Here is a 25897-nt window from a genome sequence, read left to right as displayed (position 1 = left end):
CTCTCTCCTCAGGCCTGCCCCGGGCGTCCAGGGTAGTTCGGCCGTGACCGGAACCCGGTCGGTTGTCCACAGGACGTCACAGGGGCCGCCGAGGTTGTGGTGGCTTCGCACACGGGCCGCCCCTGCGCACCTGATCCCGGCAGCCAGTCTATCGGGGTCGCGCGGGCACCATCGGTGACCGAAAGGCGGCCTGGCGGTTCGGCGGGTGGCAAGGTGGTCGCGATGACAGGGTGGGGTCGCACGGTAGGCCTATCGGAGGGGAACGGATGGAACGCAGACCGGTCGCGTCCACCAGCATCGCGGCCATCGGCTACGACGCCGACCGGCGCGTCCTCGAGGTCGAGTTCCACAACGGCGGCGTCTACCAGTACCTCGACGTGCCGAAGAAGGTCTACTGGCAGTTCGCGTCCTCCCCCAGCCTCGGCGCCTTCCTCAACCACGAGATCAAGGACCGCTACAGCATGCGAGAGGTCGACTGACAGATAGCGCAAGAGGCCCCGGTGACGCGGTTGTCACCGGGGCCTCTTGCGCTATCTAGGACTACTTGGTCTGCGTGGCGGCTACCTGCGCGCGGACCTCGTCCATGTCGACGGCCTGGACCTGGCTGATCAGGTCTTCCAGGGCCGGTGCGGGCAGCGCGCCGGGCTGCGCGTAGAGCACGACGCCGTCGCGGACCGCCATGAGCGTGGGGATGGAGGCGATGTTGAACGCCTGCGCGAGCTGGGGCTGCGCCTCGGTGTCGACCTTGGCGAAGACGATGTCGTCCCACTTCTCCGACGCGGCGTCGAAGACCGGGGCGAACTGGCGGCACGGCCCGCACCAGGCAGCCCAGAAGTCGACCAGCACGGTACCGCCACCGCCCACGACCTCGTCGAAGTTCTCGGCGGTCAGTTCCACCGTTGCCACGTGGCCTCCTCAGTCCGGGTATGCCTTCCGGGATACAGCCCTACCAACGAGCGGCCCCCGGCAAACATTCCCGGGATGACCGGCTAGCCGGATGCCCCCAAACGGGTCCGTACCGCGGTTGTGGCGCGATCGTAGTGGGAGTCTTCGCGCGTAAGGAGGCTGTCGTGGTTGGCGGCCCTACCGAGCGCGCTTAGCTCGAAGACCAGCTGATCTACGTCAACGCCCTCCGGTAGGTGCCCCTCCTCGACGCACTCGGAGATCAGCCTGCCCAAGAGCTCGTTCCACACCCGGCTCCACCGGACGACCACGTCGTAGACCCGGCCCTCTCGCGCGTCGAACTCGGCCATGACCGCGGTGAAGAAGCACCCGCCCGCGAACACCCGCGCGCGGGAGAAGTCCATCCACCGGTCGAACAGCGCGAGCAGGCGCGGTCGGCCGCGAGGGGCTTGGAAGGCGGGCCGCAGCACGTGCTCGGTGAACACCTCTTCGGCGAACGAGATGGTCGCGAGCTGCAGCTCTTCCTTGGAGCCGAAGTGCGCGAAGATCCCGCTCTTGCTCAGCTGCAGCTCGGCGGCGAGCCTGCCCAGGGTCAGCCCTTCGAGCCCGTCGACGGTGGCGATGTCCACCGCGCGGGCCAGGGTGACGCGGCGGGTGTGGACGCCGCGGGCGTGTCGTCCGTCCATGGAAAACAATCTAGACGGTCGTGCGGGCATCTGACACTATCTGACCGATCGTTCGTATAACTTTCTGGAGGACCCGCGTGGACGTCAGGGACTTGGACCGCCGCGCCATCGAGGCGACCGGTCGGATCATCGACACCCTCACCGACGAGCAGTTGGCCGCCACCACTCCGTGCCCGCAGTGGCGCGTGCGGGACGTGGTCGCGCACATGGTCGACAACAGGACGCAGCTGCTCACCAACCTCACCGGCAGCGCGCCGGAGCCCGAGGACGACGTGCGGGCTGGCTTCCGCACTGCCACCGAGGCGCTCACCGCTGCCGTCGCCGATGACACCGTGCTCACCACCCCTTACAAGTTGCTCGACGTTGAGTACAACGCCGCGGTGGCCCTGTTTGTGAACTTCGCCGACACACTTGTCCACGGCTGGGACATCGGTACCGCTATCGGCCGCGATGTCCGTCTACCGGAAGACCTCGTCCACGCCGCCCTCAAGGGCATCTCGCGGTGGCCGGAGGACGGGACCATCTGGGGCAAAGAGGGCCTCTTCAGCGAGAAGCTCCCCGTACCCGAGGATGCATCACCGCAAGAGAAGCTGCTCGCGATTACCGGCCGCTCTCCACAGTGGACACCGGCAGGTAGGTCGTGACCGTCACCGATCCCGTTACGGCTACCGGCTCAGTCAGACCTCTCACCCTGGCCGCGATCTCGTCAGCCTCGGCATGGAAAGCAGTGGGTCCCATGCCTACCAGGGCAGCAGCATCTCGGTGAGGTAGCGCCATCGGGAACTCGCAGAGAACCCGGCTCTCTTCCGTGAAGTACGGCGCCAACCGCGCCGAGACTTGGTCACCCTTGTCGGCGGCGACGGTCAGCATGTCCACAGCGGACACCAGCTCGCCCAGGTGCCGTTCGGTCGGTGCGACCACGACGAGTTTGCCCAGAGGATGCAGGATCCGGTTCAGTTCAGCGGGATTACGCGGGGCGAACACGTTCAAGACCAGGCCTGTTGAGCCTGTCCGTATCGGTAGCGGCTGCCAGGCGTCACACAGAACCGCACCGAGGCGTTCGTGCGCTCGCGCGGCCCGCTTGAGTGCTGGTTTGGCTGCGTCAAGAGCGATCCCCACGCGATCTGGGTTCGCGTCGAGCACAGCTGACAGGTAGTGCCCGATGCCTGCGCCGATGTCGGTTACACATCCAGGCCCGGGGTCGACAGCAACGAGTTCTCGCACGATCGGGTCGTAGTGACCCGCGCCGAGGAACGTGCTGCGCGCCTCGATCATGGCGGCAGTGTCACCGGTGAAGTTGGTCTGTGCTCGTAAGAGGCTGACGTAACCCTGTTTCGCGATGTCGAAGCTATGCCGGTTCGAGCAGTGCAAGGAGGTTCCGGACAGCACAAGGTCGTTACCGCAATGCGGGCAAACCAAGTACGGCAGTACGTCGGTTAGCACGGTTAGGCGCGCAGGTCGGCCAGCGCCGACTCGATTGCCCGGTGGAAAGTCGGGTACGCATAGATCATGCGACGGAGCTGGTCGACCGGCACGCGCGCGTGCACTGCAAGAACCAACGCGCCCAGAACCTCGCCGCCGGTCGGACCAGCCGAGGTAGCGCCAACGAGCACGCCCGTGTCGGCATCCTCGATCAGCTTGATCAGACCTTCCGCCTTGTGCAGGAACCCGCGCGTCGAGGACGACAACTGCGTGATGCCGACGCGAACGTTGAGTCCGGCGGCGCGCGCAGCAGCCTCCGTCAGACCTACCGAGCCGATCTCCGGATCAGTGAAGGTAACCCTGGGAACCGCGTGGTACTCGGCACCAGGCCCGTCCTCACCGAGGATGTCCGCGGCCGCGATAGCCGACTGGTACATCGACATGTGCGTGAACGCGCCCTTGCCGGTGATGTCGCCGATCGCCCACAGCCCGTCGGCGACGCGCATGTGGTCGTCGACCGTGACCCCGCGCGCGGACTCGTCCAGCCCGTAGGCGCCCACACCCAGCTCGGCCAGGTCGGACTTGCGCCCGGCGGCGACGAGGACCTGGGCGGCGTTGATCGGGTTGTCCCCGTCGAGCTCGACGGTGAACCGCTCGCCGTCGTGGCGGACCGCGGTGATCTTGGCGCCGGTCTTGACCCGGATGTGCTCGGCGGCGAACCGCTCGGCCAGCAGCGCGCCCGCCTCCGGTTCGTCGAGCGGGAGCAGCCGGTCGTTGGACTGCAAGAGGGTCACCTTGGCCCCGAACCGGGCGAACACCTGCGCGAACTCGCACCCGACCGGGCCGCCACCGATCACGACGAGCGACTCGGGCACGGCGGTCGCGCGGACCGCCTCCCGGTTCGTCCACAGCGGGGTGTCGGCCAGGCCGGGCACCGGGGGCACGGCCGGGTCGGTGCCCGGGTTGAGCACGATGCCGCGCCTGGCCCGCACGACCTGGTCACCCACCACGAGGACACCCGGTTCGGTGATCCTGGCCCGGCCGCGGACGATCTGGACGCCCGCGGCCACCAGCCGGTCGACAGCCGCCTGGTCGTTCCAGTCGGTCGTGATCTCGTCGCGCACCCTGGCGGCGACCTTGCCCCAGTCGGGGGTCACCTGCGCGGTCCCGGCGAACTCCGGCACCCTGCGGGCCTCGGCGAGCACGTCGGCGGCACGGATCATGCCCTTGGTCGGTACGCACGCGTAGTAGGGGCACTCGCCGCCTACGAGCCGGGCTTCGATACCCGCCACAGACTGCCCTGCCTGGGCGAGTCGGCTGGCCACGGCCTCACCACCGGGACCAAGCCCGACCACGGCGACATCAACGACCAACTCGGCCACGCCCATCAACTCCTCGACTTCTCGCCTGGCTCTAGCTCAACACGGGCGGTCCGACCGCGCAGAGCCGGGTCAGCACCAGCCAACAGGATCACGATCGGCGCGGCCACCAACGCCGCTATGAGATAAGAGTTGCCCAGCAGGACATCCGCGGCGGTCCAGGTCAGCTCGCTCTTGGCCCCACTCGGCACCATCTTGAACTGCCAGCCGGAGAACACGACCGCGAGCGCTAGTAGACCCCACACGTTGCTGCGTGCGATGAGGTATCCGGCCAGCGGTACGACCCACACCCAGTGGTGGGTCCAAGACACTGGGCTGACGAGCAGGCCGATGGCGGCGGTCACCAGCAACGCACCCAGGTCGTCGCCGTTCCGATGGAGACGGCGAACAACCACCGCCCCTAGACCGAGCGCGATCACCGCTGTGGCGGCGAACAGGAACAGCGCCGTCTTACCTTCCCCGGTGAGCCGTTGGAGGATTCCGTTGAGCGACTGGTTGCCGATCCACGAGTTCGTGGTCGCGTCGTTGCCGTCGACCAACGCCTCGGTCCAGAACCGCACCGTGTCGCGCGGTAGGACAACCGCGGCGACGAGGTTGAGGACGACGAACGCCGCCATCGCCCGTGCCGCGTCCGCCCAGCGCCTGGTCAGCACGAGGTGCGCGACGAAGATCAGCGGGGTGAGCTTGATCGCCGCGGCTGCCCCGATGAGGACCCCAGCCCCCTTTCGGCCACGCAGCAGGAGAACGTCCGCGACGACCATCGCCATCAGCAGCAGGTTGACCTGTCCTAGTCCTATGGACCGCCACACCGGCTCTAGCGCCAACGTCGCCACTAGAAGGGCACCGAAGCGCCACCCGGTCCGTAGGCGCGGCGGGAGGCACTCATGCAGGACGAACCCAAGCGCTAGCGCGGACAGAGCCGCTAGGACGCCCCAGCCCAACTGCGAGGGCAACATCGTCAACGGCAGGAACAAGAGGCCCGCGATCGGCGGGTAGGTGAATGGCAATGACGGCGCCCACGGCTCGCCTGTCGTGAGCGGTGCGTAGAGAGAGTCGCCGTGCAATAGCGTCAACGCGCCCGCTCGGTAGACAGAGCTATCTACGCCTAGTCCCTGCCCCTTCACCCAGCAGGCGACAGCGAGAATGACCAACCCTGCCGCGACCGCTGTCGCCGCGTACGGCACTCGCCGCGCGACCCCCATGACGTCACACTAATGGCGCAGCTCACCGGCTCGCTCGCAACCGCCGGATCCGGTCCGCGGTCGCCGGGTGGCTGGCCAGCATCCGCACCCGCAGCGGGCGCCGGACGGCGTGCTCGGCGGCCAGCCAGCCGGACAGCACGTTCACCAGGTCGGGCCCGTAGCCGAACCCGGCCGCGGTGGCGTCCGCCCGGTACTCGCCGAGCCGCCGCGACCAGGCCAGCAGCGGGCTGAGCAGCGGCATCAGCAGCAACCAGGGGTTCAACGCGATCAGTCCGGCGAGCAGCAGGAGCGACAGCAGCGTCGCCGCCAGCGCCCCGGCCGAGCTCCCGAACCGGGCGAACACCCTGCCCACCGCGAGCACGAGCCGCATGGCCGTCGTGACCAGCCAGATCGCACCCTGGGCAGGCAGTTCGTACCACCAGGCGAGCAGCGAGACGCGGGAGTGGCCGGAGAGGTGGTGCCCGAGCTCGTGCGCCAGGATCGCCTCTAGAGCTCGCGGCGGCAGCTCTAGGGCCCGCCTGGTCACCGCGACCGTCCGCCCACCGGCCGCGAACGCGTTCAGCTCCTTGGACTGCTCTACCCACAGGCTGTACTTAGAGCTGTTGGCCGAGGCAGCCACACACACCGACTCCCACAGCGGCCGCAGCCTCGTCATCTCCACCGTCGTGGGCGGCCGCATGTCGAACATGAGCTTCGCCAACAACGCCTCAACCGACGGCACGAACGTCACCGCCCCCGAGAGCACCCACAGCACGGCAACAACCCAGACAACCCAGCCGGCCGACCACACCAGCCCAGCCAGCAGCCCCACGACAACCAGACTGCTCACAAACCCCGGCAGCCCAAAAACCACCCCCATCACCGCCGACGCGTCAGGCCGAACCCCCCGCCCACGCCCCTGCCCCCGCGGTATCCACGTCTCCGCCACCACACCTCACAAGATCGCCATCCCCCACCACCCTCCCGCCCCCCACCCCCCTTGTCCACCCCAATGCGACGGCCGAAGGCCAAGCAAACCCCGCTGGTTCCGCCACCAACCGCACCGTGGGCGACAGCTCCATTGGTACATACTCGATGTGAGGGCCCACGGCCCGAGCGAGCCCACGCTGGTTTCGGCGACCGCCGCACCGTGGGCGACAGCCCCATTGGTTACACACCCCAATGCGACGGCCGAAGGCCAAGCGAACCACGCCGATTCCGCCACCCACCGCCCCGTGGGCGACTAGCCCATTGGTTACATACTCGACGTGAGGGCCGAAGGCCCGAGCGAGCCCACGCTGGATCGGGCGCCCACTGCACCGTGGGGGCCTGGGGGGGTCGCCCCCCAGATAACACAACAGGCGACCCGGTCCACGCTTTCCGTGGACCGGGTCGCCTGAGCCTGTGGAGCTGCGGGGAATCGAACCCCGGACCTTCTCGATGCGAACGAGACGCGCTACCAACTGCGCTACAGCCCCTTGTTCTTGCTCGGAGAGCTTAGCAGGGCTCTAGCGCGCGCCCGCGCGCAGGGGGGCTATTCACCGACGGCTCGGCGGTAGGTGTAGTGGTGGCCGGTTTCGCCGAGTTCGTCGAACCAGGGGTCTTCGTCGTCGAGTTCTACGACGATGGCGCCGGGGTGGATGGAGCGGGTGGGGATGGTGACGATGTGGTCGTCCTCGGCGGGGCGCGCGTGGGAGCGGCGGGGGGTGCCGGTCATGCGCGCGGCGCGGCGTTCGCGGATTTCCTGCTCGATGCGGACCTGCCTGCGCAGGTAGCTCAGGTAGGCCACGAGGGTCAGGTCGACGACGCCGTGCAGCCACCACAGGAGCGGTTCGAAGACGCCCGCGGCGACGCCGGTGCCGATGGCGGCGAGCAGCATGAGGACCACGACGCGCTGGCGGAAAGCGTACTTGGCGCGGGCGGCGTGCGCGGCGGCCTCGGGGTCGTAGCCGCCCCGGCCCGGGCGGTAGCGGCGGGGCTCGGCCGGCTCCTCGTCGGGTTCGTCGTCGAGCTCGTCGAGGGTGTCCAGGGCGTCGTCGTCACCGGGGTCGTCCACGGCGGTCTCCTCCGGGGTGTCCGCGCTGTGCGAGCCGCTGCGCACCACGCGCGCCGCGAGTGCGGTGTCGGTGGTCCTGGCGATCTCCTGGCGCTTGCGCACGACCATCGGGACCAGGACGACGAGCCACGCCACCACCAGTCCGACCACGATCAACGAGCTCGGCATGTCCCGTCACCTCCCCCTCGCTGTGCTCCGGCGTTCGCCACGTTAGTCACAACAGTCACACCCGCGGCGGAGGCGCGCCGACCCCGGGGATCCACGCCCACCCGATCGGGTAGTTCGTTTGTGGACCGTTCCCCGTAACGCCCGTGATCAAACTTCACCGGCGAAAAACGTGAATGCGCCTACACAGAGCCGGCTTTCCCAGCCTCGACCAGGCGCGGTACCAGGCCGTACGGAGTGTCCTCTGTGGTCAGCGCGAGGCACTGGTGATCGCGCCACCCGCCCGCGACGTCGAGGTAGCGGCGGAACAGGCCCTCGTACCGGAAACCCAGCTTGGCCAGCACACGGAGGCTCGCCGCGTTCTCCGGTCGGACCGTGGCCTCGACCCGGTGCAAGCCCGCGGCGGTGAAGCAGTGGTCGACGACAAGAGCCGCGGCGGCTGTGGCGACGCCCCCTCCGACGAGGTCGGCCGCGACCCAGTAACCGACCCACGCCGAGCACAAGGACCCGCGGATGACGTTTCCCACAGTGACCTGCCCCGCGAACTGCCCGTCCACGGTGATGACGAACGGCAGCGACATGCCGCGCCTGCCCAACGCGCGCAGGGTGGACCACTGCGCGAACCACGCTCCGGGGGCGTTGCGCTCGGCCCACGTACCGGGGACGGTTGGCTCCCACGGCTCCAGGTAGGCGTGATCGCGCAACCTGATCCGGCTCCACGCGCGCCCATCGGTGAGCCTCGGCGCGCGTAACTCGACCACTCCCGCGGGGACGCGCAGGGGTCCCAGGCGGGCAGGCCAACCGGGATGGCGGCCGACCGCGTACGGGCTAGCCACGCTGTGCGAGGAACAGAACCTGGACCCCCTCGCCGACGGAGACCTCGGTGGTGTCCTCGTCGACCAGGATCAAGCAGTTCGCCTCGGCGAGTGAGGCAAGCAGGTGCGAGCCGGACAGGCCCAACGGCTGCACCAGGTACTCGCCGTTGCCTTCGTCGCGCAGCAACTGCCCACGGACGTACCCGCGGCGCGCCTTGCTAGAGGTGATGGGCGACAAGAGCCTCGCCTTCACGATCCGGCGGTGGGGGTTGCGTTTGCCCTGTGCGGCGCGGATGAGCGGTCGCACCATCACCTCGAACACGACTAGAGCGCTCATCGGGTTGCCTGGCAGCAAGAAGGTCGGGACCGCGTCGGGGCCGAGCCTGCCAAAGCCCTGCACAGAGCCAGGGTGCATGGCCACCCTGGTCAGGTCGATCTCCCCGAGTTCACTCAGCGCGGAGCGGACCTCGTTCGAGAGGTCGCCACCCGCGCCGCCTGCGATCACCACGATCTCCGACAGCAGCAGCCTGCTCTCGACGGTCTCGCGCAGACGCCGGGTGTCCGTGGACACGATGCCGACCCGGATGACCTCCGCGCCCGCATCGCGCCCAGCGGCAGCGAGTGCGTAAGAGTTCACGTCATAGACCTGCCCCTGACCAGGGGTTCGGTCGATGTCGACCAGCTCGTCGCCAAGCGAGATCACCGACACCCGCGGCCTCGGGTAGACCAAGACCTTCGAACGGCCTACCGCGGCGAGTAGCCCTACCTGAGCGGACCCGATCACCGAGCCACGGCGTACGGCTACGTCACCGGTCTGCACGTCCTCACCGGTCCGCCTCACGTAGGCGGCGGAGGGCACGGGCTGTTCGATGGTCACCCTGGCGTGGTGGCCGTCGGTGTAGCTGTTGGGCACCACGGCGTCGGCCAGGGTGGGAAGCGGCGCGCCTGTCGCCACGCGCACCGCCTGCCCTGGCTGAAGCCTGCGCGGTTGCCTTGACCCGGATGCGATCTCACCGACGACCGGCAGCACTACCGGGTCGGACCCCGCTGCCTGGGTGTCGACGCTGCGCACCGCGTAACCGTCCACGGCGGCTTGGTCGAACCCGGGCAGGGCGCGCTCGGCCACGACCTCCTCGGCGCAGAGCAGACCCTGCGCCTCGGAGATGGCGACCCGCACGGGTGCGGGCCGGACCGCGGCCGCCAGCGCCCTGGCGAGTTGCTCGTCGACTGACCTCATCCGGTTTACCTTGGTTCCGTCCGCTGTTGCCGTCTACTCGGAGCCGACGCGATCGCGCAGCCACGCGCGCAAGCCAGGCCCATACTCCGGGTGCTCGAGGGCGAAGTCCACGGCGGCACGCAGGAACCCGCCAGGATTGCCCAGGTCATGCCGTCCACCGCGGTGGACGACGACGTGCACCGGGTGCCCCTCGGAGATCAACAACGCGATGGCGTCGGTGAGCTGGAGCTCGCCACCGGCACCCGGGGTGATCCGCTTGAGCGCGCCGAAGATCGCCCGATCGAGCAAGTAGCGGCCCGCCGCGGCGAAGGTCGAAGGCGCCTCGTCGGCCGGGGGCTTCTCAACCATCCCGTTGACCTTCTTGACGTCATCGTCGTCGGTGGCCTCAACGTCGAAGACACCGTAAGCGGAGATCTCTTCCCGCGGGATGTCGAAGGCACAGAGGACGGTGCCGCCCTTCTCCTCACGAACCTTGGCCATACGCGCGAGGACACCGGTCGGCAGCACGAGGTCGTCCGGCAAGAGCACCGCGACGGCCTCGTCCTCGGGTCGGAGGTTGGGCTCCGCGCACCCGACCGCGTGACCGAGCCCGAGTGCCACCTCTTGGATAGCGGTCTCTACCGCGAGCAGGTTGGGCGCACGGCGGATCTTTTCCAGTAGCTCTGTCTTACCTCGATCCTCAAGGGTCTTCTCCAGCTCGGGACGCGGCTGGAAGTACTGGGCCACTGACTCCTTGCCCGGCGAGGTGACGATGATCAGCCGGGTGGCTCCCGCCTCGGCGGCCTCCCTGGCGACGTACTCGATGCCGGGGGTGTCCACCACCGGCAGGAGCTCCTTGGGGACGGCCTTGGTCGTGGGCAGGAACCTGGTGCCCAACCCCGCCGCGGGCACGATGGCGGCGGTGAATGCGGTCGACGCGCTCATGGACATGCAGCCTAACCTCGACATGTGGCCGGGCCCGGTAATGATCTCGACGCGACGCGCGCGTGGACCAAGGACCAGTGGCGCAGGGCGCTGCTCGCCGAGCGGCGGCGAGTGCCCGCGAGCGTCCGGTTCGCGGAGGCGATGCAGCTGACCACGCTGCTGACCAGCGGCAGGGTGGTGGGTCGCGGCCAGACGCTGTGCGCGTACGTGCCGATCGGGTCGGAACCGGGGTCGGTGCAGATGCTGGAGGAGGTCGCGGACCACGGCGTGCGGATCCTGCTGCCGATCGTCTCCGGGGCGGGGCCGCTGGACTGGGGCTGGTACGACGGGCGGGAGTACCTGCGGCCAGGGCCGTTCGGGCTGTTGCAGCCGATAGGGGAACGGCTCGGCGAGAGCGCGCTGCGGATCGCGGACGTGGTCCTGGTGCCCGCCCTGGCCGTGGACCGCAGCGGCACCCGGTTGGGGCGTGGCGCGGGTTACTACGACCGCTCGTTGTCGCTGGCCGCGCCGGGGACACCGCTGGTCGCCGTGGTGCGCGACCCGGAATTGTTCGACCAACTGCCGTCAGAACCGCACGACGTCACCGTCACCGGAGTGTTGACGCCGGGTCGTGGCCTGCTGCGGTTGCGCTGACCGGTCAAGACCGTGTGTGACCTTGAACGGGAACATTTGCGCTGCGCGTAGGCGTTACCGCAGAATCGGTTGGCACTCTTGCCGACCGAGTGCCAGATGCGACGAGGAGCCCAGTCCGTGCCCACGTACCAGTACGCCTGTACGGCATGCGAGCACCGCTTCGAGGCGGTGCAGTCGTTCACCGACTCCGCGCTGTCCGAGTGCCCGGAGTGCACCGGGCGCCTGCGCAAGCTCTACGGGTCGGTCGGGGTCGTCTTCAAGGGCAGCGGCTTCTACCGCAACGACAGCCGCTCCGGCTCGTCGAGCGGCTCGACCCCGGCTGCCGCGTCGACCGCGAAGTCCGAGTCGACCACCAAGTCGGAGCCGAAGACCGAGTCGAAGTCGGCCTCGTCGACCGGCTCGACGGCGCCCACCGCCGCCAAGTCCGACAGCACGGCCGCCAAGGCCTCCTGAGTTATCCCCAACCCCCGGGATCATCCACAGCCCTGATCCCGGGGCTTCCGCCTGTCCCGACGTCCTCCTAGCTTGGTGTCAGCGCCCAGCTGACCAGGAGGAACGCCATGATCAGGCTCCGCAGACCACGCCAGTCGACCGTCCGCCGAGTGCTCGCCGCGGCACTGGTGCTCGTCGCTGGCTGCCTCGCCGTCCGGCCGTCCGCGCCCGACGCCTCGGTGCCCGTTCTCGTCGCCGCGCGGGCACTCGCCCCTGGCGTCGCGCTCACACCCGGCGACGTCAAGGTCATGCGCGCGCCGCCGGACCTGCGACCGGCCGCCGCGCTGTCCGATCCGGCCGAGGCGGTGGCCCGGGTGCCCGCCGGGGCCATCGGCGAGGGCGAGCCGATCACCCGGGTGCGGCTCGTCGGCGCGGACAACCTGGCGGCCACCGCGGGCCCGGACGGCGCGGCCGTGCCGGTGCGGCTGCCGGACGACGGCGTGGCCGACCTGCTCTACCCGGGTGTCCGGGTGGACGTGATCGCCAGGGAGCGCGTCGTGCTGGCCAGGGACGCGGCGGTGCTGACGGTGCGCCCGTCCGACGCCGGGGTGCTCGTGCTGCTCGCCTTACCCAGGGCCGAGGCGGCGGAGGTGGCCGCGGCGGCGTTGCGGGAACCGGTGGCGGTTACGCTCCGGTAGCCATCGCCCCCGGACGGTGACGCGCCGTCCACCAGAGAAATCGGAGCGCAGCGGTGTTCAAGGGCTTCAAGGACTTCCTGATGCGCGGGAACGTCATCGACCTCTCGGTCGCGGTCATCATCGGCGCGGCCTTCACCACCATCGTCACCTCGTTCACCGACGGCCTGATCAAGCCGCTGATCAACTCGGCAGGCGGCACGAAGGCGGCCGAGGGCCTCGGCTTCCGGATCATCGGCAGCAACCCGACGACGTTCCTCGACTTCGGCGCGGTCATCAACGCGGCGATCAACTTCCTGATCGTCGCCGCGATCGTCTACTTCGTGATCGTGCTCCCGGTCAAGCACATCCAGGAGCGCCGCAAGCGCGGCGAGGAGCCCGGCCCCGCCGAGCCCACCGACGTCGAACTCCTCACCGAGATCCGCGACCTGCTCCGCCAGCAGCAGTCCCGCTGACCCCCGCGCGAGCGCGCTGCGGCCCCGACCTCCAGTCCACCCCGCAGCGCGCCACCGCGATTCACCCCGACTAACCCAGGAGGTGGGCGACACCCCAACATCACCTCGCTGCCGCTCCCAGGCCTCGACGACAGTGCAGGGTTCCAGCGGCTTTCCCTGCCTGGTCCGACCGGTCAACTCTCGCGGCTTGACCGGTCGCCGCACCGTGGTCAGCCGCCGTGGTGGGGTGGGCGGTTTTGGTGGTACCAGTCGTCGGTGGAGGGTGGGGTGGGGGTGGGGTCGCGTTCGTCGGTGGTGGTGTCTGGGAGGACGTCGCCGAAGATTTCGTCCAGGGTGGGGCGGCGGCGCTTGGGGGGCTCCGCGGGGTGGGGCGGCGGGGTGGGCGGGGTCGACACGAGGGAGATCAGTTCGTGTCCAGGCCGGAGAGCTCGCCGATGACGTAGGGGACCAGTGCGGACAGGGTCGCCATGCCGTCGCGTACGGCGCTGCGGGAGCCTGCCAGGTTCACCACGAGCGTGCTGCCGGAGACACCGACCAGCCCTCGGGACACGCCCGCGTCCACGGCGCCCGCGGCGAGGCCGGACGAGCGCAGGGCCTCGGCGATACCGGGGATCGGGCGGTCGAGCACGCCCTGGGTGGCGTCGGGGGTGACGTCCCGAGGGGACACGCCGGTGCCGCCGACGGTGACCACCAGGTCGGCGCCGCCGATGACGGCGGTGTTGAGCGCGTTGCGGATCGCGACGGTCTCCCCCTCGACGGTGACGACACCGTCGACGATGAAGCCTGCCTCCTCGAGGAGCTCGGTCACCAGGGGCCCGACCGTGTCCTCGTGCTCCCCGTGGGCCACGCGGTCGTCGACGATCACGATCAGAGCCCGGCCAAGCCGCTGCGCGCTGCGTTCCATAGGTGCCACCGTAGTCGGATCACCGCCGACAAGCCGCCGGAGGTCAACCACGACAGCAACTGTTCACCGATGCCACCACAGGACAGCGCGAGCCCCCCTGACCGCCCGCTAGCGCGACCCGGCGCACGCGAGAGCGAGCCCAACACGGCGACAGCCGGTGGGCAGACGCCCGCGTCGAGTTGGACACGCTCCAGGCGCCGGTCGAGTCAAAGGACCCAGACGCCTCGGACGCAGCGGTGGCGGCGGGCACGGGCCGACCGCAGCAGGGTCTTGACGCAGAGCGCGACGGCACGGGGCTTCGACACAGGCACCCGCGAGCCCAATCCCTGAGCGCTGGAGTTGCTGGTGGGGGTGGGCCGTAGGCAGGCGAGGGGGTGCTTTGCGCGGTGTGTGGCTGGCGCGGGTCGTACGTGGACGGTCATTGTGGACTGGTTGCGGGGAAGTGGTGGGCCTTGAGGGGGTGGGGATCAAGCGAAACTTACGGAGAGGAGGAAGGCCAGGTAGAGGCCTACGGCGACCATGGCGGTGCGGTTGAGGATGATTCGTTCGGCGCGCATCGCGTATTCCAGGCACACGGCGCCGAGCACTACCCATACCGCCGGGTGGGCCCAGTGGACGAGGAAAGCGTGCGTGCCGGACAGGCCCTCGGTGCGGACGGTGAGCACCGTCGCCTGGAGGACGGCAACGCCGACGCACACGACGGCGGCCAGCAGGCCCAGCGGCACCCGCACCGGACCGCTCAACGAGTCCCGAACCCTGCGCAGCGTCGACGCCATAGCCCCATTGTCACGTCTGCGACCCCGTCGTGTCGCGGTAGATCGCCTGCAGCTAGATCACAATTCGCGATCCTGCCGCTTTCTTGGAACCAATTGTGCCGCTGTCATCGCGCAATGTGCACGACGCAATCGCGTGGCGCCGTTGCCGTGCGCACCCGGGGGATCGGACGGGGGCAGATGGAGCATCGGCAGCATACCCGGCGCGCGACCGTCCACTACAGCTGGTGACCAAACCGAACACGGAGAGACAGTGACTGTGTCAGCCGCACCGTTCCCGGGTGACCGGAGTGGACAGTGCGCCCGGCGCCGCACGGGACTGGGAACGCTACCAGTCCCGTGCATCGTCACCATGCATCCGCTCGCGACCTCCCGGCGCGGATAACCGAATTCACTGAGTTCAAGGATCCGCATTCCCCTGACAACTCGGCGCCGATCCACAAACAGTTCTCGGCCAAACACGAAAAGTAATCTCGACCGCGCGAACTACCGTTATCCCCCGTGGCCATGACCCGGTGCGGCCCGGAGCCGCACGCGGGTGGTGAGGGGTGGTCCAACCGCGTGCGGCTCGGCGTTGGGCTCCACGGAGGAGCCCGGTCCGGTTCGGGGGCAACGAACCGGAGTCGGTGTCAGGGCGTCAGCGGGCCCTGCGGAGTCAGCAGCCACCGCCTCCGAGGGGAGGCGGTGGCTGGTGGAGTTGGTCTCGGGCGCGTGGGGCGCCCGAGCGATCGGGGGACGGGCCCGGTCAGCCGGTTTCCACCGGTTGGCCGCCGAGAGTGGCCTGGCTCGTCTTGCCACCGGTGAGGGTCAGCGTGACCTTGTCGCCCGGAGCCTGGGAGCGGACCGCGGCCACGAGCGCGTCGGCGGTGTCGATGCGGCGGTCGTTGAGCTTGGTGACGACGTCGCCGGGCTTGAGGCCCGCCTGCTCGCCCGCGCCGCCGGAGACGACGTCGGCGATGACGGCGCCACCGTCGTCGGCGTCGCGGACCGAGACACCGAGGACCGTCTGGGTGGCCTTGCCGGTCTTGACGATCTCGTCGGCGGTGCGCCTGGCCTGGTCGATCGGGATGGAGAACCCGATGCCGACCGAGCCGCCGCTGCCCGACGCGCTGCTCTGCGGGCTGTAGATGGCCGAGTTGATGCCGATGACCTGGCCCTGCATGTTGACCAGCGGGCCGCCGGAGTTGCCCGGGTTGATCGCGGCGTCGGTCTGGATGGCGTCCATGACCGTGGCCTGGCTGCCGCCCTCACCGCCCGCGCGGGTCGGCCGGTGCAGCGAGCTGACGATGCCCGAGGTGACCGTGCCGGACAGCTCGAACGGCGACCCGATGGCCACCACCGCCTGCCCGACCCGCAGGTCGTCCGACCGGCCGAGCTCGCTCACCTGGAGGTTGTCGACACCCTGCGCCTTCACCACGGCCACGTCCGATGTCGGGTCCCTGCCGACGATGGTGGCCGTGGCGGTGCGGCCGTCCTGGAACACGGCCTGGATCTGACCGCCGCCCACGGCGCCCTCGATCACGTGGTTGTTGGTCACGATGAACCCGTCGCTGCTGATGACGAAGCCGGAACCCTCCCCTGCCGAGGACCGACCGCGCACCTGCAACTGCACCACGGTCGGCAGCACCTTCTGCGCCACCGACTCGACCGAGCCCGCCGGGGCGGCGGTCTGCTTGGCGGGCGGCGCCGATTCCAGCGCGTTGTGCACCGGCGCCCGCTGATCCGAGGCGATCAACCCGCCCGCGACCCCCGCGCCACCCCCGACGACCAGCGCGAGCACCGCGACCCCGACAACGAACCCCACGCGCCGCGGCTCCCGACGCGGCTGGGGGTAGAGCTGAGTTCCCTGCTGCGGCACTCCCTGCCGCCACTCCCCCTGCGGCCACCCTTGCTGCGGCGCGCCCGCGGTGGGTTGGTGCGCGCCTGCCGCCCAGGCGCCGGTCTGCGAGCCCGACCACTCGGACTGCGCCCCGCCTGTCGCCCACTGCCCCGACTGCTGCCCGACGCCGTGCTGTCCCGACGCCTGCCCGAGCCCCTGCTGCCCGGACGCGCGCCACACCGCGTCCGCCCCCGCACCCTCCGGCAACCCGACGCCCTGCCGCGTCGCGCCACCCGGTGCGGGGGCCTGCCACCCGCCGGACGACCCCGCGCCCTGCCGCGCGGCATCGCCCTGCTCGTTGTCCCCGCCTGTCCCCGGCTGCCACCCGGAGGCACTCTCTGCCGACGCATCCCCACTGGCGTCGTCCGATGCAGCTGACGCCGCACCGGGACGCGCCTGCGAACCCGCAGGTTCGCCCACACGCCGCTCAGCAGCGGTGCCCGACTGCCAAGCCGTCTCCTCGGTCGAGGCAACGCCGCGTTCGACCGAGGTCGGCTGCGACTGCCACCTAGGGTCACTCTCCGAGGCGGAAGCGGCTAGCGCTTCGCCGGGATGCTCAAGGGCACTCGAAGGCCCATCGGCAGCCACGCCCGACCGCCACGTGCCGTCCTCGCTCGATGCCGCGCCCTGCCGCGCCGCACCAGGCTGCTGCCACCCGCTGTCGTCCGCGGCCGACGTCCCTCGTGAGTCCCCGCGAGGCTCAGCCGCGCTCGACTGCCAGGCCGCCTCGTCTGAGGCAACGCCGTGCTCGACCGAGGTCGGCTGCGCCCCGGAGGCGCTCTCCGGCGCCGAAGCAGCGCCGGGACGCTCGGACGAGCCCGAGGGCTCCCCCGCTGCCGACCGCCAGACGGCGTCCTCGCTCGGTACGGCGCCCTGCCGCGCCGTACCGGGCTGTCCCTCTGGCGACTCTGACGCTGAACTCACCCGCGGCCCCGCTTCCCCGTGCTGCTCGGCGGGCTGCGACCCGCCGCGCTGCTCTGCTGACCCTGACAGTTCGTCCGCGCGCCGCCCGGCAGTCGTGCCCGACTCCCCAGCGGCGCCCTGGTGCGCTGCACCGTCCTGCTGGTGGGTCTGCCGCTGGGCGGACTGCCACGCACCCTGCTGCGCGGTGTGGTCCTGGGCGGCGGACCCCGGCTGTCGCGCACCCTGGTGCGCGGAGCCGTCCTGCTCAGCCGAACTCGGCCGCCACGAGGCACCCGGGTCCGACTCCGAAGCCGCGGGCGACCCGGAACGGGGGTCGTGCGGCGAGTTCTGGGTGGAGGTGCCTGCCCCCGGCGCGGTGGGGCCCTGCTCCCCACGCGCCGGGGTACCGGCCTCCGGCCGAGCGGGGCCCTGTTCCCCGGTCGGTGTCCGGTCGCCCGACGGCTGCGCGGCGCCTGCGGCTGCTCGCGATGACCGGAGACCGGTGGGTCCGGTCTGCTCGTCGGGCTCGTTCTCGGTCATATGAACCACCTTGGCCGTCGTGACTGAGAAGCACCTGAGACCGTCCTGTGCGGAACCCGTGATTCCGGTTCAGCCGCGGTACCGGGCCGGGGCGGCGCGCAGCCGGGCGGCCTGGTCCTCCGGCGTGGTGTCGTTGATCCACACCGCCATGCCGGACTCGGAACCCGCCAGGTACTTCAGCTTGTCCGCGGTTCGCAGCGTAGAGAAGACCTCCAGGTGCAGCCACGCGAACTCGCGCCCCGTCCTGACCGGGGCCTGGTGCCACGCGGCTATATAAGGCAATGGGCGGTCATAGAGACCGTCAAGCCTTCCGAGCACAGTCAGATAGAGCTCCGCGAAGTCGTCCCGCTCGGCTGCGGTAAGCGCGGGCAGGTCCAAGACGTGCCGGTGGGGCACCAGATGTACCTCTATCGGCCAGCGCGCGGCGGCGGGTACGTAGGCGGTCCAGTGTTCGGAGGTGGCGACGATCCGGCTGCCGTCCGCCTGCTCGTACGCGAGAACGTCGCCCAGTATTGGCCCGCCGTGCGCCTGGGCGACAGCGAGCATCTTCTCGGTGCGGGGTGTCACGAACGGGTAGCCGTAGATCTGCCCGTGCGGGTGGCTCAGGGTCACGCCGATCTCGTCGCCGCGGTTCTCGAACGGGAAGACCTGTTCGACGCCAGGTAGCGCTGACAACGCTGTTGTTCGGTCAGCCCAAACGTCAACGATCGTGCGCACGCGCGCAGGGCTCAGTTCGCCGAACGAAGTGTTGTGGTCGGCGGTGAAACACACGACCTCGCACCGGCCGAGGCCTGGCGCGCGCGGGACGAGACCTGGCTCGTACGGCCCGACCGCGTGTTGGGCGAAAGAGGGGAAGCGGTTCTCGAAGACGACCACGTCGTAGTCGGCTTCCGGAACCTCGGACGGCTGGTCCGGCGCAGACGGACACAGTGGACACAACCCGGCCGGGGGCTTGTAGGTGCGGGCCTGCCGGTGGGCGGCGAGGGCGACCCATTCGCCGGTCAGCGGGTCGCGGCGGATCTGCGACGAGGTCTCGGCGGGCGGCAGGTCCCTGGTGTCGACGGCGACCCGCGCGGGTGCGCCCGGGGTGTCGTCGAAGTAGATGATCTCGCGGCCGTCGGCGAGCCTGGCTGCCGTGCGCCTCACACCTCGGCCTCGACGTACTCCTCGAGCTCCGGCAGCGCCTCGGCCACGACCAGCTCGCCGACCCTGGCCCGCAGCAGGGTGACGGCCGCGTCGGGCAGCCCGTCGTCGGTGATCAGCACATCCGCCTCCTCCAGCGCGGCGACGGTGGAGATGCCGATGACGCCCCACTTGGTGTGGTCGGCGATCACCACCAGCTTCTGGCCCGCCTCGACCAGCGCGCGATCGGTCTCGCTCTCGTTGATGTTCGGCGTGGTGAAGCCGGGTCCCTCGGCCATGCCGTGCACACCGAGGAACACCATGTCGAGGTGCAGGGAACGCAGCGTTCGCACCGCGACAGGGCCAACGAGCGCGTCGGTCGCGGTTCGCACGCCGCCCGTCAGCACTACCGTGCAGTCTCGCCGCCCGGCGCGCAGCACGTCGGCAACCTTGATCGAGTTGGTGACCACGGTCAGATCGGGGATGTCGTCGAGGAATCTGGCGAACGTCCACGTCGTAGTGCCCGCGGAGATCCCGATAGCGGTACCGGGGCGGATGAGCGACGCGGCGTGCGCGGAGATGGCCTGCTTCTCTTGCAGTGACCGGACAGACTTGAACCCAGGCTCGCGGGTGACCTGCCCTACGGCGGCGGTAGCACCGCCGTAGACCTTCTCCACGAGGCCGCGTTTGGCCAGGACGTCCAGGTCCCGGCGGATGGTCATGTCGGACACGCCGAGCCGGGCGACCAGGGCGTGCACCTGGACGGCGCCGGTGCGCCGGACCTCCTCCAGGATCAGTTCCTGACGCTGACGTGCGAGCACAACATAATTCTACGCAGTCAAACGAGCGGTTTTGTTTGTCCGCGACGCCCGCTTACCCCGGTCGGCTCAGTCGGCCCTGCCGGGAAGGCGCATCGCCATTAGCGCGCCGCCGTCGGCAGATCTACCGGCGAACACTGATCCACCATGCCGTTCAGCAGCCTGCTTTACGATCGCCAGGCCCAAACCAGAGCCTGGGAGCGTGCGTGCTTCCTCCGAGCGGTAGAACCGGTCGAACACGTGCGGGAGGTCGTCGTCGCTGATTCCCTGGCCCGCATCAGCAACTTGCAGAAAGGCAAAACCATCACCCGTTGGTGTCAACTCGACCCGGACGACACCGCCCGGCGGGCTGAACTTCACCGCGTTGTCCAACAGGTTCAGCACCGCGCGCTCCAGCGACGCGGCGTGCCCGACGAGGTGCCACGGCTGTAGTCGCACGTCGAACTGGACGTGGCTGGCCCGCCTGCGCGCGCGGTCGAGCGCCTGCTCGACCACCTCGAGCAGCTCGACGTGCTCCTGCACCGAGGGCGCGGCGTCCTCCCTGGCCAGTTCGACCAGGTCGCCGATGAGCTGGGTGAGCTCGTCGAGCTGGGCCCGCAGGTCGTCCTGGATCTCGGCGCGGTCCTGCGCGGACAGGTTCGGCGCGCCGGGGGCCTCGGAGGCGAGCATGAGCTCGAGGTTGGTGCGCAGCGAGGTGAGTGGCGTCCGCAGCTCGTGCCCGGCGTCGGCCACGAGCCTGCGTTGTCGCTCCTGGGCTTCCGCGACGGCGCCGAGCATGGTGTTGAAGCTGTCGGTCAGCCGAGACAGCTCGTCGTCCCCGGCGACGGGGATAGGTCTGAGTTCACCGGTTCTGGTCACCCGCTCCGCCGCGGCGGTAAGGCGCTGCACCGGTCTTAGGCTGCCGCGCGCGACAGCGGTACCGGCCAAGGCAGCGACGATGATCCCGGAGCCGCCGATGACGATAAGGACCACCGCGAGCTTGCTCAGGGTGCTCTTCGTCGACTCCAGCGGTTGCGCCAGGACGAGGGCGGTGCCTTCGAGGAACGGGTACTTCACAGTGAGCACCCGGGTGTCGGTGGCCTGGTCGGTGCGGACGTGCTGGACCTTCGCCCCAGCGGCGACCTCCAGCTCCTCCGAGCCGACCGGCGGGCGGATCACCGGGCGGTTGATCGCGGACTGGCCGGTCTCGTCGATCACGTCGAACTTGATGTCGGACAGCTCCAGGAAGATCCGCGGGATCTCGGTGCGGCCCTCGGCGACGACCTGGGTGTTGTTGACCAGCGCGTCGGCGCGTTCGCGCAGGTTGTCGTCGATCTGCTGGTAGAGGCCGCGGTACACGGTGATGTACGCGCCGAGGGACACCAGGGCGACCGCGCCGCCGACGCAGAACGCGGCCAACAAGGTGATGCGGGAGCGCAGGGACACACGCTGCGTCGCGCGGTCCCCGACATGGAGGTCAGTCATCAGGGTGGGGTCTCACGCAGGACGTAGCCGACGCCGCGGACGGTGTGGATCAGCCTCGGCTCGCCGTCCGCCTCGGTCTTGCGGCGGAGGTAGCCGACGTAGACCTCCAGGGCGTTGCCGGAGGTGGGGAAGTCGTAGCCCCACACCTCCTCCAGGATCCGGCCGCGGGTGAGCACCTGCTTGGGGTGCGAGAGCAGCAGCTCCAAGAGGGCGAACTCGGTGCGGGTGAGGCTGATCTGGCGCTCGCCCCTGCGGACCTCGCGGGTGCCCGGGTCCATCTCCAGGTCCGCGAAGCCGAGCGTGGGCGCGGTGGAGGTCGTCTGCTCGTGGGCGGCCCGGCGCAGCAGAGCGCGCAGGCGCGCGAGCAGCTCTTCCAGCGCGAACGGCTTGGGCAGGTAGTCGTCCGCGCCTGCGTCGAGCCCGGCCACGCGGTCGGAGACCAGGTCGCGGGCGGTGAGCACGAGGATGGGCAGGTCGTCGCCGACGCCGCGCAGCCGCCTGCACACCTCCAGCCCGTCGAGCCGGGGCATCATCACGTCGAGCACCATGGCGTCGGGGCGGTCGACCTGGTCGCCGCCGGTGCCGAGGACGGCCTCCAACGCCTGCTGGCCGTCGCTGGCGAGGTCTACCAGGTAGCCGTTGAACTGCAACGACCGCCGGAGGGACTCGCGCACGGCCCGGTCGTCGTCGACTACCAGAATGCGCATGCGGTTAGTCTTCACTGTGCTGCTGAGACGCGCCTGAGAGTTCACCGTTCAAGACCCTTAGCGACTGGCGCGTTCCACTGCCTCCAGAGTGCGACCAGCCGGACAGCGCTAACGATCGTCGCCCCCACGACCGCGACAAGAGCCGCTGGCCAGCCAGTTCGGGTGCCGACGACAACTACGACGGCACCGGCGAGCGCGGCCAGTGCGTAGATTTCGCGCCGGAGAACTAGGGGTATCTCGCGGAGCAGAAGATCGCGTAGTGCCCCGCCCCCGATGCCTGCGGTCATGCCGATGAGGCAAGCGGTGTAGGCCGGGACGCCCGTGTTGAGGGCGGTAGCGGTACCGGACACGGTGAACAGGCCTAGGCCTACTGCGTCGGCTAGCAGTACCGCGCGCCTCAGCTTGGCGACTTGGGGGTGGAATCCGAAGACTCCTAGCGCTGCCCCGACCGGGACGACCAGGTAGGTCCAGGTCGTGAGGCTCGTCGGCGGGTGGATGCCGAGCAGCACGTCGCGGAGGATGCCGCCGCCCAGGGCCGTGGTGAGCCCTAGGACGACGACACCGAACAAGTCAAGCCGCGCTCGAACGGCCGCCAAGGCCCCTGATGCCGCGAACACGGCGAGACCGATCAGTTCGAGGACGATGAGCAGCACAAACGCGCAGGGTAGTACTCAGAAGGATTCGGCTAGGTGGACCGGGTGCGGCGCGCCGGTGAGCCTGTCGAGCGCTATGGCCGCCTCGTGCGGGCCGGTCAGGAGCCCTGCCTTTCGCAGCGAGGCCGCTGTCGCCGAGCCCGCGTACCAGGGACCGAGCGCACGAGCCTCCAGGCAGACCTCACCACTTCCACCTGGCTCGGCTGTGACCGTGCCGTCTTCGTGGATCAAGCGCCACCGCCCTGCCTGCCACGGGGCGTGCGGGTCGGTGATCTCGATGTCCACGCTGAACGGCTTCGACTCCGCCACGGCCGGCCAACCCCGCGCCGCTACCGCTACAGGGAGGTCGACCACGCGGAGCATGAAGTCGTGCACCTCCAAGCCGCGCTGGAGACCGCCCGGCACGGTGAGGTCGAGCAAGGTGTAGTCGACGAGTCGGACGTTGGCGTCGGTTATGCCACCTGACCAGCTCCCGAGTTGCCGCAAGAGCGCGTGCGCGGTGTCTACGTCGTCGGCGATCAGGTCGTAGACGCGCAAGCGTTTGCCGTCAGGTCGAGCAGCGGTGAGGTAGCCGCGTAGACCGTCAGGTCCAGGAGAGACGGTGACGACGTCGAGTTCGAGCACGCGAGACAGGGTGAACGCCGAGGTGGCGCGGTCGAGCATGCCGTCGATCGTTGACGCTGTCCTGAGGTAGCAGGCGTGGATCGCATCCAGGTCGGCCTCGGTCGCCGGTCGGACCGAGACCGAGGACCGTGGTGTGCCCGCGAGGTCGGACAACGTCACCAACGCGGTCTGCATGGTGCCGACGTGTTCCCAGCCGTGACGGCGGTAAGGCGGGATCACGTACGGGTACAGCGTGGAGATCCCTTGTCCTTGCTCGTGCATCAGCGCTAGAGCATCGGTCAGCAACTTCCCGGCGACGCCACTACCTCGCGCGTGAGGTGCTACTGACACGCTGGCCACGCCACCCATCGGCACCGCCCTACCGCCGAAGAACTGGCGGTAGCCCCAGACGCGCAGGTAACCGGCCAGGCCGGAGTCGTCGTGCGCGACAAGAGCGCTCGCCCCACCATGCGACTCCACCGTGGGTGGGGGCGGCTCGTGGGGTCCACCGAACGCCAAGCGCCGCAGTCGGTAGACGGCCTCGTAGTCCTCGTCTGCGTAAGGGCGAACGACTACCACGAGAAGAATCCCTGTCCGGTCTTGCGCCCGAGCTCCCCGCGGGCGACCTTGTCGCGCAGCAACTGCGGCGGCTCGAACCGCGGACCGAGCTCGCGCGCGAGGTGCTCGGCGATGGAGAGCCGCACGTCAAGGCCGACAAGATCGGTCAAGCGCAACGGGCCCATCGGCCACGCGTAGCCGAGCCGCATGCCGGTGTCGATGTCCTCGGCGGAGGCGACGCCCTCCTCGACCATGCGGATGGCCTCCATGCCGACCGCGATCCCGAGGCGGGACGTGGCGAAGCCGGGCGAGTCCCTGACCTCGATGACGGTCTTGCCCAGCGCCTCGGCCCAGCCGCGGGCGGTCGCGGCAGTCGACGCGGCCAAGCCGGGGTGCACGACCAGCTCGACCAGCGCCTGGACCGGCACCGGGTTGAAGAAGTGCATGCCGATCAGCCGCTCCCCCGGCAGGCCCTCGGCCAGCTCGGTGATCGACAACGACGAGGTGTTCGACGCGAGGACCGCGTCCGGGCAGCGCCGGGCCGCGGTGGCGAACACGGCGCGCTTGAGGTCCAGCCGCTCCGGCACGGCCTCCACGACCAGGGCGGTGTCGGTCGGCAGCGCGGCGAGGTCTTCCACTGTGGACAGGCGGGTGAGCAGCTCGGCCGCGGTCCCGTCGAGCTTGCCGCGCTCCTCGGCCTTCTTCAGCGACGCCTCGACGTTGCTCACGCCTAGAGCCGCACGTTCGGCGTCAGCCTCAGCGAGCACGACAGAGCTACCGGCGGCGAGGAAGACGTGCACGATGCCCGCTCCCATGGTGCCGCCGCCCACTACCGCGACCGTGCCCGGCACGCTCACGACCGCACCTCCGCGGCGAACATGGCGACCAGGTCAAGACCGCCGATCTCGGACAGGTTCGCCCCCGCCACCTGCCACTCGGGTGACTGGAGCGCGGTCTTGAGCGCCGCCTCGTCCTGGAAGTACATCTCGGCGACCAGGTAGGGCTCGCTCTCGCCGAGGAAACCGTGCACGAAGACCCGCTGCACCTTGGCGACCTCCCAGCGCAGCAGCCCGGGTGTCTTCTCGATGAGCGGCAGGTGGCTGTCGAAGTACTTCGCGTCGAAGTCCTCCGGCTCGTCCGGCCGCCGGTACAAGGCGATGTACTTAATCACGGATCGGCTCCAGGGTTGTTCGGCCAGGGTGGACATTGGGCACGATAGTGAGTGTGCGGATCATCTTGCTGCGGCACGGCGAGAGCCTGGGCAACATCGACGAGCTGGCCTACTGCCGCATACCCGACCACGCCCTCCCCCTGACCCCCCGCGGTGAGGCGCAGGCAAGCGCCGAAGGCACGCGTCTACGCGAGCTGCTCACGGGCCGACCAGTAGCCGCTTACATCAGTCCGTACGTGCGCACGATGCGCACGTTTGAGTTGTTAGGCCTACCGGTAGAACGGCGTGTGCAAGAGCCCCGGTTACGTGAACAGGACTGGGGGAACCTGCAGGACCCGGTAGAGCAGCAGGTCCAGAAGCAGAAGCGGCACGAGTTCGGCCACTTCTTCTACCGGCTCGCGCACGGCGAGTCGGGCGCGGACGTGGATGACCGCGTGGCGAGCTTCCTCACCGAGCTGGAGGCCCGCGTAGAGCACGATCCGAGCCACCCCGACACGGCGTTGGTCGTGTCGCACGGGTTGACGATGCGGTTGCTGTGCAGGCGGATGTTCTCGTGGAGCATCGAGCTGTTCGAATCGTTGTCGAACCCGCCGCACTGCGACCACAGAGTCCTGACTCACGAAGACGGCCGATGGGCGCTAGACCGGCCGTTCGCGCAATGGAGGGAGTCGCCGGACGGGACCACACAGCTCTGACGGGACTGCACAGCTCTAGAGCGCCACTACTCCATTCGGTGCATGTCGCGGCGGGCTTGTAGCCTGGCCGTCACTGTGTCGTAGACCACGAACGGCCCGCCGTTCGGCGAGCAGGTCGGGGACG

General features: G+C 69.6%; 29 protein-coding genes and 1 tRNA gene. 7 read left to right on the top strand and 23 right to left on the bottom strand.

The genetic code is table 11. The features are described from left to right. Positions 1-266: 266 nt before the first annotated feature. Positions 267-479: a KTSC domain-containing protein gene (locus tag BMY07_RS18100; protein ID WP_092779719.1), complete on the top strand. Its 213-nt coding sequence runs from the start codon at positions 267-269 to the stop codon at positions 477-479. Positions 480-540: 61 nt separating this feature from the next. Here the strand turns inward: BMY07_RS18100 and trxA are convergent, their stop codons facing one another. Next, the gene (gene trxA / locus BMY07_RS18095) at positions 541-906 is read right to left on the bottom strand and encodes a thioredoxin (protein WP_092779717.1); all 366 of its coding nucleotides are present in this window, start codon (positions 904-906) and stop codon (positions 541-543) included. Positions 907-989: 83 nt separating this feature from the next. Beyond that, on the bottom strand, positions 990-1589 hold the full coding sequence (locus BMY07_RS18090; protein WP_177215626.1) for a TetR/AcrR family transcriptional regulator: 600 nt from the start codon (positions 1587-1589) through the stop codon (positions 990-992). A 77-nt stretch (positions 1590-1666) separates the two neighbouring features. Between BMY07_RS18090 and BMY07_RS18085 the strand changes: the two genes are divergently transcribed. Beyond that, positions 1667-2233, top strand: coding sequence for a TIGR03086 family metal-binding protein (locus BMY07_RS18085; protein ID WP_177215625.1), 567 nt, complete (start codon positions 1667-1669; stop codon positions 2231-2233). Here BMY07_RS18085 and BMY07_RS18080 read toward each other — a convergent pair. The 9 genes from BMY07_RS18080 to BMY07_RS18040 form a co-directional block, all read right to left on the bottom strand. Next, positions 2190-3032, bottom strand: coding sequence for a putative RNA methyltransferase (locus BMY07_RS18080; protein WP_092779713.1), 843 nt, complete (start codon positions 3030-3032; stop codon positions 2190-2192). The genes BMY07_RS18085 and BMY07_RS18080 overlap by 44 nt on opposite strands. 2 nt (positions 3033-3034) lie before the next feature. Continuing rightward, positions 3035-4399, bottom strand: coding sequence for a dihydrolipoyl dehydrogenase family protein (locus tag BMY07_RS18075; RefSeq protein ID WP_092779711.1), 1365 nt, complete (start codon positions 4397-4399; stop codon positions 3035-3037). Continuing rightward, entirely contained in the window at positions 4399-5592 is a 1194-nt protein-coding gene (locus BMY07_RS18070; protein ID WP_092779709.1) for a glycosyltransferase 87 family protein, read from the bottom strand. Before BMY07_RS18070 ends, BMY07_RS18075 begins: the two co-directional genes overlap by 1 nt. Before the next feature lie 22 nt (positions 5593-5614). Beyond that, positions 5615-6421 (bottom strand): M48 family metalloprotease, encoded by an 807-nt coding sequence (locus BMY07_RS18065; RefSeq protein ID WP_245782463.1) that lies wholly within the window; start codon positions 6419-6421, stop codon positions 5615-5617. A gap of 555 nt (positions 6422-6976) precedes the next feature. Then, positions 6977-7049, bottom strand: a tRNA-Ala gene (locus BMY07_RS18060). Positions 7050-7105: 56 nt separating this feature from the next. Then, positions 7106-7795 (bottom strand): divisome protein SepX/GlpR, encoded by a 690-nt coding sequence (gene sepX, locus BMY07_RS18055; RefSeq protein ID WP_092779707.1) that lies wholly within the window; start codon positions 7793-7795, stop codon positions 7106-7108. Positions 7796-7974: 179 nt separating this feature from the next. Then, entirely contained in the window at positions 7975-8628 is a 654-nt protein-coding gene (locus tag BMY07_RS18050) for a GNAT family N-acetyltransferase (protein ID WP_092779705.1), read from the bottom strand. Then, the gene (glp, locus tag BMY07_RS18045; RefSeq protein WP_092779703.1) at positions 8621-9844 is read right to left on the bottom strand and encodes a molybdotransferase-like divisome protein Glp; all 1224 of its coding nucleotides are present in this window, start codon (positions 9842-9844) and stop codon (positions 8621-8623) included. The genes BMY07_RS18050 and glp overlap by 8 nt, the downstream gene beginning before the upstream one ends. 33 nt (positions 9845-9877) lie before the next feature. Next, positions 9878-10768 (bottom strand): UTP--glucose-1-phosphate uridylyltransferase, encoded by an 891-nt coding sequence (locus BMY07_RS18040; RefSeq protein ID WP_425426320.1) that lies wholly within the window; start codon positions 10766-10768, stop codon positions 9878-9880. Positions 10769-10792: 24 nt separating this feature from the next. Between BMY07_RS18040 and BMY07_RS18035 the strand changes: the two genes are divergently transcribed. The 4 genes from BMY07_RS18035 (at position 10793) to mscL (ending at position 12983) form a co-directional block, all read left to right on the top strand. Then, positions 10793-11401, top strand: coding sequence for a 5-formyltetrahydrofolate cyclo-ligase (locus BMY07_RS18035; RefSeq protein WP_092779699.1), 609 nt, complete (start codon positions 10793-10795; stop codon positions 11399-11401). A 117-nt stretch (positions 11402-11518) separates the two neighbouring features. After that, complete coding sequence (locus tag BMY07_RS18030; RefSeq protein ID WP_092779697.1) at positions 11519-11854, top strand: FmdB family zinc ribbon protein; 336 nt, start codon at positions 11519-11521, stop codon at positions 11852-11854. A gap of 107 nt (positions 11855-11961) precedes the next feature. Beyond that, the gene (locus BMY07_RS18025; protein ID WP_092779695.1) at positions 11962-12531 is read left to right on the top strand and encodes an SAF domain-containing protein; all 570 of its coding nucleotides are present in this window, start codon (positions 11962-11964) and stop codon (positions 12529-12531) included. Positions 12532-12584: 53 nt separating this feature from the next. Further along, on the top strand, positions 12585-12983 hold the full coding sequence (gene mscL, locus BMY07_RS18020) for a large-conductance mechanosensitive channel protein MscL (protein WP_092779693.1): 399 nt from the start codon (positions 12585-12587) through the stop codon (positions 12981-12983). 209 nt (positions 12984-13192) lie between these two features. On the opposite strand, the gene BMY07_RS36230 is transcribed toward mscL, so the two are convergent. The 12 genes from BMY07_RS36230 to BMY07_RS17960 all read right to left on the bottom strand — a co-directional run bounded on the left by BMY07_RS36230 (position 13193) and on the right by BMY07_RS17960 (position 25078). Next, positions 13193-13378, bottom strand: coding sequence for a hypothetical protein (locus BMY07_RS36230; protein WP_092779691.1), 186 nt, complete (start codon positions 13376-13378; stop codon positions 13193-13195). Positions 13379-13386: 8 nt separating this feature from the next. Then, on the bottom strand, positions 13387-13887 hold the full coding sequence (locus BMY07_RS18010) for a MogA/MoaB family molybdenum cofactor biosynthesis protein (protein ID WP_092779689.1): 501 nt from the start codon (positions 13885-13887) through the stop codon (positions 13387-13389). A 467-nt stretch (positions 13888-14354) separates the two neighbouring features. Continuing rightward, the gene (locus tag BMY07_RS18005; RefSeq protein WP_092779687.1) at positions 14355-14663 is read right to left on the bottom strand and encodes a hypothetical protein; all 309 of its coding nucleotides are present in this window, start codon (positions 14661-14663) and stop codon (positions 14355-14357) included. A 742-nt stretch (positions 14664-15405) separates the two neighbouring features. After that, positions 15406-16746, bottom strand: coding sequence for a S1C family serine protease (locus BMY07_RS18000; protein WP_245782462.1), 1341 nt, complete (start codon positions 16744-16746; stop codon positions 15406-15408). 1305 nt (positions 16747-18051) lie between these two features. Next, positions 18052-19128, bottom strand: a complete 1077-nt coding sequence (gene galT, locus BMY07_RS17995) for a galactose-1-phosphate uridylyltransferase (protein ID WP_092779683.1) — start codon at positions 19126-19128, stop codon at positions 18052-18054. Continuing rightward, positions 19125-19925 (bottom strand): DeoR/GlpR family DNA-binding transcription regulator, encoded by an 801-nt coding sequence (locus tag BMY07_RS17990; protein WP_092779681.1) that lies wholly within the window; start codon positions 19923-19925, stop codon positions 19125-19127. Before BMY07_RS17990 ends, galT begins: the two co-directional genes overlap by 4 nt. A 66-nt stretch (positions 19926-19991) precedes the next feature. Next, on the bottom strand, positions 19992-21386 hold the full coding sequence (locus tag BMY07_RS17985; RefSeq protein WP_092779679.1) for a sensor histidine kinase: 1395 nt from the start codon (positions 21384-21386) through the stop codon (positions 19992-19994). Further along, positions 21386-22093, bottom strand: a complete 708-nt coding sequence (locus BMY07_RS17980; protein WP_092779677.1) for a response regulator transcription factor — start codon at positions 22091-22093, stop codon at positions 21386-21388. The genes BMY07_RS17985 and BMY07_RS17980 overlap by 1 nt, the downstream gene beginning before the upstream one ends. 41 nt (positions 22094-22134) lie before the next feature. After that, positions 22135-22746, bottom strand: coding sequence for a trimeric intracellular cation channel family protein (locus tag BMY07_RS17975; protein ID WP_092779675.1), 612 nt, complete (start codon positions 22744-22746; stop codon positions 22135-22137). Positions 22747-22764: 18 nt separating this feature from the next. Continuing rightward, positions 22765-23928, bottom strand: coding sequence for a GNAT family N-acetyltransferase (locus tag BMY07_RS17970; RefSeq protein ID WP_092779673.1), 1164 nt, complete (start codon positions 23926-23928; stop codon positions 22765-22767). Then, entirely contained in the window at positions 23922-24764 is an 843-nt protein-coding gene (locus BMY07_RS17965; protein ID WP_218150684.1) for a 3-hydroxyacyl-CoA dehydrogenase family protein, read from the bottom strand. The genes BMY07_RS17970 and BMY07_RS17965 overlap by 7 nt, the downstream gene beginning before the upstream one ends. Then, positions 24761-25078, bottom strand: a complete 318-nt coding sequence (locus BMY07_RS17960; RefSeq protein WP_092780047.1) for an EthD family reductase — start codon at positions 25076-25078, stop codon at positions 24761-24763. Before BMY07_RS17960 ends, BMY07_RS17965 begins: the two co-directional genes overlap by 4 nt. Positions 25079-25131: 53 nt before the next feature. On the opposite strand from BMY07_RS17960, the gene BMY07_RS17955 reads away from it, so the two are divergent. Continuing rightward, positions 25132-25773 (top strand): histidine phosphatase family protein, encoded by a 642-nt coding sequence (locus BMY07_RS17955; protein ID WP_092779671.1) that lies wholly within the window; start codon positions 25132-25134, stop codon positions 25771-25773. Positions 25774-25897: the final 124 nt, after the last annotated feature.

Source organism: Actinokineospora terrae (assembly GCF_900111175.1).
GTDB lineage: Bacteria > Actinomycetota > Actinomycetes > Mycobacteriales > Pseudonocardiaceae > Actinokineospora > Actinokineospora terrae.
Note: the sequence above shows the minus strand (reverse complement) of the source record. Positions and strands in the feature narration are given on the sequence as shown.

Excerpts from the sequence above, each read along its gene's own strand:
- BMY07_RS18100 (WP_092779719.1), top strand. The coding sequence starts at position 267 with ATGGAACGCAGACCGGTCGCGTCCACCAGCATCGCGGCCATCGGCTAC.
- BMY07_RS18090 (WP_177215626.1), bottom strand. The coding sequence starts at position 1,589 with ATGGACGGACGACACGCCCGCGGCGTCCACACCCGCCGCGTCACCCTG.
- BMY07_RS18075 (WP_092779711.1), bottom strand. The coding sequence starts at position 4,399 with ATGGGCGTGGCCGAGTTGGTCGTTGATGTCGCCGTGGTCGGGCTTGGT.
- BMY07_RS18070 (WP_092779709.1), bottom strand. The coding sequence starts at position 5,592 with ATGGGGGTCGCGCGGCGAGTGCCGTACGCGGCGACAGCGGTCGCGGCA.
- sepX (WP_092779707.1), bottom strand. The coding sequence starts at position 7,795 with ATGCCGAGCTCGTTGATCGTGGTCGGACTGGTGGTGGCGTGGCTCGTC.
- glp (WP_092779703.1), bottom strand. The coding sequence starts at position 9,844 with ATGAGGTCAGTCGACGAGCAACTCGCCAGGGCGCTGGCGGCCGCGGTC.
- BMY07_RS18040 (WP_425426320.1), bottom strand. The coding sequence starts at position 10,768 with ATGAGCGCGTCGACCGCATTCACCGCCGCCATCGTGCCCGCGGCGGGG.
- BMY07_RS18025 (WP_092779695.1), top strand. The coding sequence starts at position 11,962 with ATGATCAGGCTCCGCAGACCACGCCAGTCGACCGTCCGCCGAGTGCTC.
- BMY07_RS18010 (WP_092779689.1), bottom strand. The coding sequence starts at position 13,887 with ATGGAACGCAGCGCGCAGCGGCTTGGCCGGGCTCTGATCGTGATCGTC.
- BMY07_RS18005 (WP_092779687.1), bottom strand. The coding sequence starts at position 14,663 with ATGGCGTCGACGCTGCGCAGGGTTCGGGACTCGTTGAGCGGTCCGGTG.
- BMY07_RS17985 (WP_092779679.1), bottom strand. The coding sequence starts at position 21,386 with ATGACTGACCTCCATGTCGGGGACCGCGCGACGCAGCGTGTGTCCCTG.
- BMY07_RS17980 (WP_092779677.1), bottom strand. The coding sequence starts at position 22,093 with ATGCGCATTCTGGTAGTCGACGACGACCGGGCCGTGCGCGAGTCCCTC.